The 11,687-nt window shown below is 43.9% G+C and carries 11 protein-coding genes; 6 read left to right on the top strand and 5 right to left on the bottom strand.

What is annotated here, in order from left to right:
- Positions 1-421 precede the first annotated feature (421 nt).
- Entirely contained in the window at positions 422-1,435 is a 1,014-nt protein-coding gene (locus AC0C66_RS14850; protein WP_088679559.1) for a C40 family peptidase, read from the top strand.
- Positions 1,436-1,505: 70 nt separating this feature from the next.
- On the opposite strand, the gene citR is transcribed toward AC0C66_RS14850, so the two are convergent.
- Positions 1,506-2,381, bottom strand: a complete 876-nt coding sequence (gene citR / locus AC0C66_RS14845) for a transcriptional regulator CitR (RefSeq protein ID WP_014113183.1) — start codon at positions 2,379-2,381, stop codon at positions 1,506-1,508.
- A 108-nt stretch (positions 2,382-2,489) separates the two neighbouring features.
- Here citR and citA point away from each other — a divergent pair, with 108 nt between their 5' ends.
- The 4 genes from citA (at position 2,490) to AC0C66_RS14825 (ending at position 7,657) form a co-directional block, all read left to right on the top strand.
- On the top strand, positions 2,490-3,590 hold the full coding sequence (gene citA / locus AC0C66_RS14840; protein ID WP_472973615.1) for a citrate synthase CitA: 1,101 nt from the start codon (positions 2,490-2,492) through the stop codon (positions 3,588-3,590).
- Positions 3,591-3,663: 73 nt separating this feature from the next.
- Positions 3,664-4,533, top strand: coding sequence for an SDR family oxidoreductase (locus tag AC0C66_RS14835; RefSeq protein WP_014113185.1), 870 nt, complete (start codon positions 3,664-3,666; stop codon positions 4,531-4,533).
- Positions 4,534-4,785: 252 nt separating this feature from the next.
- Complete coding sequence (gene bcaP / locus AC0C66_RS14830; RefSeq protein WP_014113186.1) at positions 4,786-6,183, top strand: branched-chain amino acid transporter BcaP; 1,398 nt, start codon at positions 4,786-4,788, stop codon at positions 6,181-6,183.
- Between the two features lie 118 nt (positions 6,184-6,301).
- On the top strand, positions 6,302-7,657 hold the full coding sequence (locus tag AC0C66_RS14825) for a sodium-dependent transporter (RefSeq protein ID WP_072183558.1): 1,356 nt from the start codon (positions 6,302-6,304) through the stop codon (positions 7,655-7,657).
- Between the two features lie 34 nt (positions 7,658-7,691).
- Here AC0C66_RS14825 and pdxR read toward each other — a convergent pair whose 3' ends face one another.
- A complete protein-coding gene (gene pdxR, locus AC0C66_RS14820) occupies positions 7,692-9,101 on the bottom strand; it encodes a MocR-like pyridoxine biosynthesis transcription factor PdxR (RefSeq protein WP_472973614.1) in 1,410 nt (469 codons plus the stop codon).
- Between the two features lie 109 nt (positions 9,102-9,210).
- On the opposite strand from pdxR, the gene AC0C66_RS14815 reads away from it, so the two are divergent.
- Positions 9,211-9,639: a GNAT family N-acetyltransferase gene (locus AC0C66_RS14815; RefSeq protein WP_472973613.1), complete on the top strand. Its 429-nt coding sequence runs from the start codon at positions 9,211-9,213 to the stop codon at positions 9,637-9,639.
- A 32-nt stretch (positions 9,640-9,671) separates the two neighbouring features.
- Here the strand turns inward: AC0C66_RS14815 and AC0C66_RS14810 are convergent, their stop codons facing one another.
- From AC0C66_RS14810 to sigM, 3 genes are read right to left on the bottom strand one after another with little or no spacing between them, the layout of a single operon-like run.
- Positions 9,672-9,962 (bottom strand): anti-sigma factor, encoded by a 291-nt coding sequence (locus AC0C66_RS14810; RefSeq protein WP_472973612.1) that lies wholly within the window; start codon positions 9,960-9,962, stop codon positions 9,672-9,674.
- Positions 9,950-11,026, bottom strand: a complete 1,077-nt coding sequence (locus AC0C66_RS14805) for an anti-sigma factor (protein WP_072183560.1) — start codon at positions 11,024-11,026, stop codon at positions 9,950-9,952. Before AC0C66_RS14805 ends, AC0C66_RS14810 begins: the two co-directional genes overlap by 13 nt.
- The gene (gene sigM / locus AC0C66_RS14800; protein WP_003224177.1) at positions 11,016-11,507 is read right to left on the bottom strand and encodes an RNA polymerase sigma factor SigM; all 492 of its coding nucleotides are present in this window, start codon (positions 11,505-11,507) and stop codon (positions 11,016-11,018) included. Before sigM ends, AC0C66_RS14805 begins: the two co-directional genes overlap by 11 nt.
- Between the last annotated feature and the right edge of the window lie 180 nt (positions 11,508-11,687).

Raw genomic sequence — 11,687 nt, 5'->3', positions numbered from 1 at the left:
TTCGTTATTTTGCCTTAGTTGGTTCAAAGCATTCATTTTTCAGAAAAATCTTTACCTCTCTGTCCTTGCATGATATGTTTGTTTAAATAAAAAAACTGCGGATAACCGCAGCTTTCCTCGTATATTCTTTATCACACATTCTTCCATAAGTGAGTGGACCCCGAAAGTTTTTCATTTATTTCCTTTATGTTGAAAAACATCCCAAAAAACATGACAAAAGCACTCGTTTTTTGTCACCTTTGAAACGAAAATGAAATATTTAATACCCTTAAAAACTTTTTTTAGGAACGAATAATTAAGAAATTTGTCGCATGAAGTCAAGACTATTTCTGTTGGGAATCTATCCTTATAATAGAAAACAATAAGATTAATTTAAAAAAAGAGATACATATATATAGATTTAACATTTGGGGAGGAAAATATGAAAAAGCAAATCATTACAGCTACGACAGCAGTTGTTTTAGGATCGACATTATTTGCAGGAGCGGCATCTGCACAAAGCATCAAGGTGAAAAAAGGCGACACTTTATGGGATCTTTCAAGAAAATATGACACTACGATCAGTAAAATTAAATCAGAGAACAACCTTCGCTCAGACATCATTTATGTAGGGCAGACTTTATCGATTAACGGCAAATCTACAAGTTCAAAAAGCAGCAGTTCTTCATCATCTTCTACATACACAGTAAAGAGCGGGGACAGCCTTTGGAAAATTTCGAAAAAATACGGCATGACAGTCAATGAACTGAAAAAACTGAATGGCTTAAAGTCAGACTTGCTTCGTATCGGACAAGTCCTGAAACTGAAAGGTTCAGCAAGTTCAAGCAGCTCAAGCTCATCAAGCGTATCAACATCTTCAAGTTCAACTTCAACTTATAAAGTGAAGCGCGGGGACAGTCTGTCTAAAATCGCAAAGCAATACGGCACGACCGTTAGCAAATTAAAAAGCTTAAACGGCTTAAAATCAGATGTAATCTATGTCAACCAAGTGTTGAAAGTAAAAGGAACAAGCACAAGCTCAAAACCTGCTTCTTCCAGCTCTTCATCATCTTCAAGCAGTAAAACATCATCTACCACATCACTTAATGTGAGCAAGCTGGTTTCTGATGCCAAAGCGTTAATCGGAACGCCATACAAATGGGGCGGAACGACAACTTCCGGCTTTGACTGTAGCGGATTCATTTGGTACGTGCTGAATAAACAAACAAGTGTGGGCAGAACAAGCACTGCGGGATACTGGAGTTCTATGAAGAGCATTTCCAGCCCGTCTGTCGGAGATTTTGTCTTCTTCACAACTTATAAATCCGGCCCTTCCCACATGGGAATTTATGTCGGGAACAACAGTTTCGTACATGCAGGGTCTGACGGCGTACAAATCAGCAGCCTGGACAACAGCTACTGGAAGCCTCGTTACCTCGGTGCGAAAAGATTCTAATTTTAAAGGAAACCCGTTCATTGGAACGGGTTTTTTTTCATTAGACGGAGCACATCCGTGTTGGTTGCTCCTAAAAATGAAAATGTGATAGAAAATCCAAGAATTTTTTTTCTTTCTTATTTTCATAAAGGGCGATTGCGTAAGCGCCGGCATAGGGCAGCTGTATTGATTGATAAGGGATTCTGATCATCTGTTTCTCTGCCAATTCACGCTTTACTGTAGATAAGGGCAGAAATGAAACTCCGAGTCCTTCCTTGATAAATCGTTTCGTTATATGTGTTTGTGTCACTTTCATTGTTCTCACAAATGGAAATGTCACTCTGACTTGACGGAGCAAGTCGTCCCAGTAATCAGGATGATTGTGGGTCAAAAGCAGGTACTGCTCGAGCACCTCTTTGGCATCAATTTCTTTGTCATCTATGAAACGCTGATCAGGGGGGGCAACAAGGACAACAGGGTCTTTATATAAACAGTGGCAGGTTAAAGAGGAAGACTGTACCTTTAAACAGCTCAGTCCGATATCTGCTTCCCCGGCTTTAATCTGCGACGCGATTTCTGCCGATTCGAAAATCGTAACTGCCATTTCTGTTTCCGTATTCATCGCTGTGTACCGCTTCATGACAGAAGGAAGCACAGTATCCGCGATAAGCGGAGAAACCGCGAGCTGTAAGGTTTGAGAGTAGCCTTGTCTCACTCTGTGAAGCTCTGCCATGCTGTTTTCGTAATCATCAAGAAGCCGCAGCGCATACGGCAAATAAGCCCTGCCTTCATCAGTCAGCTGGATCTGCCTGCCTTTTCGCTCGAACAGCTTGCAGCTGATTTCTTTTTCTAATTGCTTGATATGCACGGTCACAGTAGGCTGAGATAAAAAAAGCGTTTCCGCTGTTTTTCGGAAGTTTTCATATTTCGCAGCGGTCACAAAGGTGTGAAGCCATTTGAAATCCATTTCTATTCTCCCTCTGATTAATATTTTTAATTAATTCCCTTTAAAATATTCAATATTTTTTAAATATTATATTTACTATAATAACAGAAAAGGATAGGGGGAATACAAATGGTACATTACGGATTAAAGGGAATTACATGTGTGGAGACATCTATCAGCCATATTGATGGTGAAAAAGGCCGTCTGATTTACAGAGGCCATCATGCAAAAGACATCGCGCTGAACCACAGCTTTGAAGAAGCCGCTTATTTGATTTTATTTGGAAAACTGCCGTCACCTGAAGAGTTGCATACATTTGAAGATAAGCTGGCTGCGGAGCGGCACCTGCCGGAACACATCGAGTGCTTGATTCAGTCACTGCCAAACAAAATGGACGACATGTCGGTGCTGAGAACGGTTGTTTCAGCATTGGGGGAAAATGCATACTCGTTTCAACCAAAAACTGAAGAAGCGATTCGGCTGATTGCAATCACGCCTTCTATCATTGCGTACAGAAAACGATGGACGCGCGGTGAACAGGCAATTGCGCCATCTTCCCAGTACGGACATGTCGAAAACTACTATTATATGCTCACAGGTGAACAGCCTTCAGAGGCAAAAAAGAAAGCGCTTGAAACATATATGATCCTGGCCATGGAGCACGGCATGAACGCATCCACTTTTTCGGCACGGGTCACATTATCCACAGAGAGTGATTTAGTGTCTGCCGTCACTGCTGCTCTCGGCACGATGAAAGGCCCGCTGCACGGAGGCGCTCCTTCTGCGGTAACAAAAATGCTTGAAGACATTGGAGAAAAAGAAAATGCTGAAGCATATCTGACAGAAAAACTCGAAAAAGGAGAGCGCCTGATGGGATTTGGCCATAGGGTGTACAAGACGAAGGACCCGCGGGCAGAAGCTTTGCGGCAAAAAGCAGAAGAGGTGGCCGGCAATGACCGCGATCTTGATCTTGCGCTGCATGTAGAAGCAGCAGCGATTTGTTTGCTTGAAATCTACAAACCGGGACGTAAGCTGTATACAAATGTTGAATTTTATGCGGCGGCTGTCATGAAGGCGATTGATTTTGAGGATGAATTGTTTACACCGACCTTTTCAGCAAGCAGAATGGTAGGATGGTGTGCCCATGTGTTGGAGCAGGCAGAAAACAACATGATCTTCCGTCCATCAGCGAAATATACAGGCTTCATTCCTGAAGAAGTTCTTTCTTAACATATTTTGTCGTTTATTCGCTTCTATGGCGTGGTAACGTTCAGTATCAACCACATGTCTAGGAGTGATGAATATGAACCCAATGGACAGACAAACAGAAGGGCAAGCGCCGCAGCATCAGGACAGACAGCCGGGCATTGAGTCAGAAATGAACCCGCTGCCTCTGTCAGAGGACGAGGATTATCAAGGGAGCGGAAAGCTGAAAGGAAAAGTCGCGATCATTACCGGGGGCGACAGCGGAATAGGGAGAGCAGCTGCTATTGCGTTTGCTAAAGAAGGGGCTGATGTCTCCATTCTATACTTAGATGAGCATTCGGACGCAGAAGAAACGCGTAAACGGATCGAAAAGGAAAATGTCCGCTGTCTGCTAATCCCGGGAGATGTCGGGGACGAGAACCATTGTGAACAAGCTGTGCAGCAAACCGTAGACCATTTTGGCAAACTTGATATATTGGTGAACAACGCCGCTGAACAGCATCCGCAGGACAGCATTCTCAATATTTCAACAGAACAGCTGGAAAAAACATTTCGCACAAACATTTTTTCCATGTTTCATATGACGAAGAAAGCTTTGCCTCACTTGAAAGAGGGGAGTGCAATTATTAATACGACTTCGATTACCGCTTATGAAGGGAATACGGCGTTAATTGATTACTCCAGCACAAAGGGTGCGATTGTCTCCTTTACGCGATCCATGGCGATGTCGCTTGCGGATAAAGGCATCAGAGTGAATGCGGTAGCGCCCGGCCCGATTTGGACACCGCTTATTCCGGCGACATTCCCTGAGGAAAAAGTGAAACAGCACGGTTTGGATACCCCAATGGGAAGGCCGGGACAGCCGGTTGAGCATGCAGGCGCCTATGTCCTGCTGGCATCTGACGAATCTTCCTATATGACAGGGCAGACCATTCATGTGAATGGCGGCCGTTTTATTTCATCATAATCAACGAAAACCAGCATGATGGCTGGTTTTTTTATGTGAGGAGAAATTTAAAAATAAAAATTTGTCGATTTTTCTAACAATTCCGTTTTCATTTTTGTGATTTTATATATAATATTGAATAGGAGAAAGGAATGATTTGCGACCGGTACAAATAGAGTAGAAAAAAAGAAAAATGACCATTGTCGCTAATGAATTCAGAAAATTCAAATAAAATATATAAAAATAGATCATTAGTCTAGGAGTTGAAGGGGAATGAAAGGGAGCGTATTTAGGAAGAAAAGCATTCAGGATTTAATTGCTGCGACGAGTGGTGAAAAATCTTTAAAAAGAGAATTAGGGGCATTCGATTTAACATTGCTTGGAATCGGAGCCATTATTGGCACAGGGATTTTTGTGCTGACGGGAACAGGTGCAGTCACGGCAGGTCCCGGGCTGACCATTTCATTTGTTGTGGCGGCGCTGGCTTGTTTATTCGCCGCCCTGTCTTACGCAGAATTTGCTTCAAGTGTGCCTGTTTCGGGTTCGGTGTATACATTCACTTATGCGACATTGGGTGAGCTTATGGCCTTTATTATCGGGTGGGATTTAATTTTGGAATACATGCTGGCGGTAAGTGCAGTGTCAGTCGGCTGGTCTGGTTATTTCCAATCGTTTTTATCAGGGCTCGGCATTCATCTTCCGGTTGCTTTAACAGCGGCACCGGGGGCAGTGAAAGGCACCTTTACCATGTTTAATCTGCCTGCATTCGTCATTGTAATGGCGATAACGTTTTTGCTTTATTTAGGCATTAAAGAATCTAAAAGAGTCAACAACATCATGGTCATCTTGAAAGTGCTGGTCGTTCTGCTGTTTATCGCTGTGGCAGCCGTTTACGTGAAGCCGCATAACTGGCAGCCGTTTATGCCGATGGGCTTTGGCGGCGTATTCAGTGCAGCTGCGCTCGTATTCTTTGCTTTTATCGGATTTGATGCTGTATCCTCTGCTGCGGAAGAGACGAAAAATCCTGCGAAGGATCTGCCTAAAGGCATCATATTCTCTTTATTGGTTTGCACGATTTTATATGTCACCGTATCAGCGATCATGACAGGGGTTATCCCGTTTGCTCAGTTTGCGGGTGTGGATCATCCGGTTTCTCTCGTTCTTCAAAGCGCCGGGCAAAACTGGGTGGCAGGCATCATTGATATTGGCGCCGTTTTGGGAATGACAACCGTTATGCTCGTGATGCTTTATGGACAGACACGCGTCATGTTTGCCATGTCGCGTGACGGACTGGTGCCTGGCTCACTTTCTAAAGTACACCCAAAGCACAAAACACCTTATGTGGCCACTTGGTTTTTCGGAACGATGTCGGCGCTTCTCGGCTCACTTGTTCCGCTGGATGAACTTGCAAAGCTGGTAAACATCGGGACGCTGTCAGCGTTTGTGCTGATTTCTGTGGCAGTTATCGTTTTGAGAAAGAAACAGCCGGATCTTCCGAGAGCCTTTAAATGCCCAGGGGTTCCAGTGATCCCAGGCCTGGCGATTCTGTTCTGCCTGTTCTTAATTTTAAATCTTGGATGGGTGACGATTGTACGCTTCCTTGTGTGGCTGTTAATCGGCTTGGCAATCTATTTCCTGTATTCAAGAAAGCATTCAAAATTAAATCAATAATCTTTCGATAAAAGAGAGCGGTGATTCAGGCCGCTCTCTTTTATATTCTTGATCATGAATATATAGAAATGAAGACAAAAATAAGAGATAATATAGGCTGGAAAGGAAGTGACGTTTATTGTCTGAGCAAAAACCAGTCCAATGGGCTTCGAAAATCGGTTTCGTCATGGCAGCCGCCGGCTCGGCCATCGGCTTGGGCGCGATATGGAAGTTCCCTTATGTAGCGGGAACCAATGGAGGAGGAGCCTTTTTTCTTATCTTTGTGTTATTTACCATCCTCTTAGGCTATCCGCTTTTAGTGGGGGAATTTCTTTTTGGAAGACGGAACCAGACGAATGCCATTGATGCATATAAAAAAGAAGCGCCGCGAACAGCTTGGTTTCTTACAGGGTGGGTCGGCGTAGCCGCATGTTTCTTAGTACTGTCGTTTTACAGTGTAATCGGAGGATGGATTTTGCTGTATATCTTGAAGACAGCATCAGGTTCACTGTCCGGACTTTCTCAAGCGCAGTATGGCACCCTTTTTGCTTCTATTATCCAAAATCCGGTGCAGACGCTCGCGGCTCAGTTTGTATTTATGGTGCTGACTGTCTTGGTAGTCGCCAGAGGGGTTCAAAAAGGGATTGAACGGGTCAGCGCGGTGATCATGCCGATTTTGTTTATATTGTTTATTCTTCTCGTTCTTCGGTCTCTCACACTTAATGGTGCGATGGAAGGCGTGAAATTTTTGCTTGTGCCTCATTTCGGCGATCTGACTCCGGAATCCATATTATTCGCGTTGGGACAGGCTTTCTTTACGTTAACACTGGGGGTTTCGGTGATGGTGACTTACAGCTCTTACTTGCCGAAAACACAAAATGTCCCTCGTTCGGCAGCCTCCATTGTCGTGATGAATATCATTGTGACACTCTTGGCGGGTTTGGCCATTTTTCCGGCAGTTTTCTCATTCGGCTTTCAGCCAAATGAAGGTCCGACACTGCTATTTACAGTGCTTCCGGCCGTATTTGAACAGCTTCCGTTCGGCACGCTGTTTTTTATCGGCTTTCTCGTTGCGTTTTTATTTGCAGCCTTAACCTCAGCGTTTTCGATGGTTGAAATTATTGTCGCCACAATCGGAAAAGGGAACGAAAAGAAGAGAAAAAAACTGTCATGGGCGAGCGGGCTTTTGATTTTCTTGGTCGGAATCCCTTGCTGCTTGTCGTATGGTGTATTGAGCGATGTCCACATATTTGGTAAAACGTTTTTTGACATTGCCGATTTTACCGTCAGCAATGTTTTAATGCCATTAGGGGCTCTGTTAATTTCTCTTTTTATCCCGCTCAAAATTTCGAAGCCCGAGCTCTGGGAAGAAATGAGAAACGGATCAAATGCAGGTAAAGCATTCTTTTACACATGGTTTTATTTGCTTCGTTTTATCGTGCCATTAGCCATTATTATTGTATTCTTAAATTTAATCGGGATTTTATCCTTTTAAAAAACAAGCTCCGTTTCCGGAGCTTGTTTTTTATTTAATAAGACGATATCAACGGTGCCCATGCCGTTTTCAGTTTTTCGATACCGAGCCTGATGTCCCCTTCTGACAAACCGCCATAACCGATTAAGACAGAAACAAATGGCGGCTGTCCTTTATATGAGGGGGATACGGGATAGATGGTTACGCCGTTGTCGGCGGCAGCTTTAATCGCTTCTTCTTCACTGACTGGAAACAAAAGCCGCAGCAGGATGTGAAGCCCGGAGTTTTTACCGAGAATCTCAACGCTGTTTCCCAGTTCAGAGCGTATGGCATCTAACAGAACAGCATGTTTTTTTCGGTATAAGGCTCTCATTCTATTTACGTGCTTTTGCCACTCTCCGCTTTCGATGAAGTCTGCCAGTGCCATTTGCGAGTGGAAAGAGACCGTTTGCTTCATTAACTGAGCGTTTTTTCTGACCGGTTCCATGAGTGCAGGGGGCAGAATCATGTAGCTGAGCCGCAAGGAGGGCAAAAGTGATTTTGAAAAAGTGCCGAGATATATGACTCTGCCATTCGGATCAAGACCCTGCAAAGACGGAATAGGCTGGCCGCTGTAACGAAATTCTCCATCGTAATCATCCTCTATAATGAACGAGTTTGCTTCTTTTGCCCATGCCAGCAGCTCCTGTCTGCGGGTTATCGTCATAATGGTCCCAAGCGGGAACTGATGCGAAGGAGTCGTATACATGAGATACGGATTGTGGCGTTTAAGCTCACCCAACAGGACGCCTTCTTCATCAGAACAAATCGGAATGACATTCATGCGATTTGCTTCAAACATCCTTCTTGACCGGTGAAAACCCGGTTCTTCAAAACCGATTTTTGTTCCTGGTTCAAGCGTAAGGCAAAGAATTTGCAGAAGCACGGTTGTTCCTGCGCCAATAATGATCTGCTCTGGCTCGCAATGTACTCCTCGTGACAGCCTGGCAAAACGGGCAATCATGTGCCTGAGTTCAGGTTCTCCTTGTGGGTCGCCAGAGGTGTGAAACGATCCGGAATACCGATCCAGACTTTTTGCCGTACTTTTTCTCCAGGCGTTAAAGGGGAAGTGAACATGATCAACATTGCCTTGATGAAAGTCAATAGCAGGTGCTTTATTTTCATGTATGACCTGTCGCATAGACTGCTGAAAATGGTCAGGAGCCGCCGGGAAGTCTGCTTCTACTCCCGCCGCGAACCAGCCGATTTTTGGCTTGCTTTTGACATAGCCTTCAGCAGTTAATTGCTCGTAAGCACGTTCGATTGTTGCCGTACTGACACCGAGCGAGCCGGAGAGCCTGCGTTTTGACGGAAGCTTTGTTCCCTTCGTGATTCGCGCATGTGAAATTTCTTGTTTGAAAAAGGTATAAAGCTGCTCATACAGCGGTGTTTTGCTTTTTTTATCAAGAAACGGCGTGATATCCATCTCATATCTCCTTTGTATCTGGCATGGTCAACTTTTCTAATATTGGCTATTTGGCAAATGCCATTTATTCGCTATGATCATTGTAACGAAAGGAAAGGGGATTGAGAAGATGATTCATATGAAACAACTAACCACGAAAGAAGAATGGGCCGAGTCGTATCCGGTAATGAGTGAATTGAGAACAGAACTGGATGAAGAGACGTATTTACAAAGGCTTCAAGCCTGTGTGCGGAAAGAATCGTATATGCTGTTTGCCTTATATGAGGATACAGCAATCAGGGCGCTGTGCGGCGCGCTGCCGAGGGTTTCCATTCATAAAGGGGAGCACTTATGGATTGCGGATCTTGTGACAACCGCGCCTTGCCGATCAAAGGGATACGGCAAAATGCTTTTAGATTATGCCGCAGACTGGGCGAGAAAAGCCGGATTTGGCTCTGTCAGTCTTTCATCTGGCCTTCAGCGCAAAGACGCACACCGATTTTATACAGACAAAATGGGTTTTACTATAGAAAGCTACTTGTTTCGAAAGCCAGTGTAATGAAAAAAGACGCCTCTTCAGGCGTCTTTCTTTTAAAAGCCAAACTGTAAATTGGTATCAACAGATACAATGGTATACACACAAATAATTACAAAGAGATTAAGGACGACGCCGAGCAGGCCGGGGCCTGTGCGTCCTCTCTTGATGAAGAGTTCAATAACGCCAAACGGAACGGCAGCCATGGCGAACGGAAGCATTTGATAGGAATAAAATGTGACGTTGCTGATAATCGCCAAATTCAGTAAGAGCAGGGACAGAACCGCTGTCCCGACAGAGATCCAGCCGAATACATTGTGTTCTTTAAAAATTCTTACCAGTTCCATAATTCCACCTCGCCGACATTCGCTGATTTTACAGATTTGTTTTTCAGCATGCGCTGGATTTCCTTGGTTGGTCCTGTAACGACCGAACCGTATACATTGACACCGTTTTTCTCGACATAATCCAATCGGTTATCCACATTCAGGTCTTTTCGTTTTGAAATGACCTGCGCCCATTTTTCGTGCTTGGACATGAATTTCAGGGCGTTGATAAACTGATCGCCATTTGACTTGCCTTTTGTATTAAGTGCGGCCAAGAACTTTGAATCCTTCCCAGGATAGCCAAGAGGTTCTGTGTACACTGTCTCATTTGTATTTTTCTCTGTTTCAATTGCATTCCACAAGAAGCTCACATCATAGCCTTTGAACTTGTTATACACTTCTTTTGTCGGGTATGCACGGTCATATGAAAGATAGACCTCGGAAACCGTTCCTTCAGGTAATGTCTTTAACGTTTTTTCTGCTTTTGCAGTTGTTTGTTCTGATGCATTTGATGGGTGTGTAAAGTAATGGCCGGTTTTATTCACTTCTAAGTCATAGTAGTTAACGGCCGGCGCTTTCACTTTATCATAAAACATTTCAACCCGTTCATTCCCTACGGCAGCTGTCTTCGTGCCGATTTGCTTTTGCAGCGGGAATTCCGTATTCATGCCAAACAGCTTTACCTGGCTTTTCAGTCCGGATGTATCGACAAGAACATTCGGCATGGTCAGGGCTACAGTGACTGCGGCGGTTTCCATAAACTCATTGCCAGTGCTGTGTTTTCCTCCCATTCCGTAATAGAGGTAGCTTCCCAGCGTACAAAGCGGCAAAATCATCAATGTCGAAATGACGGCAAGTACAGAAATTCGCAAATAAGACTTGCGTTTGCCGTAGGCTAAAATCGCTTTTTGTTTTTCAGGACTGATGCTGACATCCCAATCGTTATCGTCCTCTAGCTCGCTGTCAATCAGTTCCTGATACACTTCTAGCTTCTCAAGTTCTTCCTCAAATGCGGTCATTTCCTGGTCGCTCATTTCCCCATTTTTATATTGATCAAAACGCTTTTTAAATTCTTCATTCATCATTAACACCTCTATTATAAAGTGCTTTCAGCCGCTGTCTGGCGCGAAATAAAACACTTTTAAAATTCGCCTCTGAAATATTCATAATATGGGATGCTTCTTTGTAATTTAACTCTTTTAAATAATATAGCGTTAAGGCCTCCCGATAATTATCGGGGAGCTCGGACATATAACCAGTCAGCACTTCCTTTATCTCTACCTGATGGGCAGGGCTCTGAACAGCATTTTGAAAGAGGCTCCCGATCAAGTCATCAGATATGGTTACTTCTTTCTTATGCTTTCTGACGTAATCAATGAAGGCGTTTCGCGCCACTTGAAAAAGCCAGGGCTTTACTTTGCTGTGATCATAGGAGTGAATGTGTATGTATGCCCGCATAAAGGTTTCCTGCAGCAAGTCTTCGGCAAGATGCTTGTCTTTAGTCATGGAGAGCAGGAACCTATAAACATCATTCATGTACATTTGGTAAATTTCATCGATCGTCACTGCCTTTTCTCCCCTCTATCTTATACACGCATAAGAAAGGTTTAAAGTTGCACATTACGTGCAAACGGCTTTTTTATACCTAATCAAACACCATTCCTATATAGTAACCAAAAATGGCCGCGAAAGATAGTACCGAGAAATGTTTAACATTTTTGCCAGAGGGGAAAAGATAGTGAAAAA

This window comes from Bacillus sp. VA13, from assembly GCF_055710085.1.
The sequence above is the reverse complement of the archived record's forward strand: the minus strand, read 5'-3'. Positions and strand labels throughout refer to the sequence as shown.

Excerpts from the sequence above, each read along its gene's own strand:
- AC0C66_RS14850 (WP_088679559.1), top strand. The coding sequence starts at position 422 with ATGAAAAAGCAAATCATTACAGCTACGACAGCAGTTGTTTTAGGATCG.
- citR (WP_014113183.1), bottom strand. The coding sequence starts at position 2,381 with ATGGATTTCAAATGGCTTCACACCTTTGTGACCGCTGCGAAATATGAA.
- citA (WP_472973615.1), top strand. The coding sequence starts at position 2,490 with ATGGTACATTACGGATTAAAGGGAATTACATGTGTGGAGACATCTATC.
- AC0C66_RS14835 (WP_014113185.1), top strand. The coding sequence starts at position 3,664 with ATGAACCCAATGGACAGACAAACAGAAGGGCAAGCGCCGCAGCATCAG.
- bcaP (WP_014113186.1), top strand. The coding sequence starts at position 4,786 with ATGAAAGGGAGCGTATTTAGGAAGAAAAGCATTCAGGATTTAATTGCT.
- pdxR (WP_472973614.1), bottom strand. The coding sequence starts at position 9,101 with ATGGATATCACGCCGTTTCTTGATAAAAAAAGCAAAACACCGCTGTAT.
- AC0C66_RS14815 (WP_472973613.1), top strand. The coding sequence starts at position 9,211 with ATGATTCATATGAAACAACTAACCACGAAAGAAGAATGGGCCGAGTCG.
- AC0C66_RS14810 (WP_472973612.1), bottom strand. The coding sequence starts at position 9,962 with ATGGAACTGGTAAGAATTTTTAAAGAACACAATGTATTCGGCTGGATC.
- AC0C66_RS14805 (WP_072183560.1), bottom strand. The coding sequence starts at position 11,026 with ATGATGAATGAAGAATTTAAAAAGCGTTTTGATCAATATAAAAATGGG.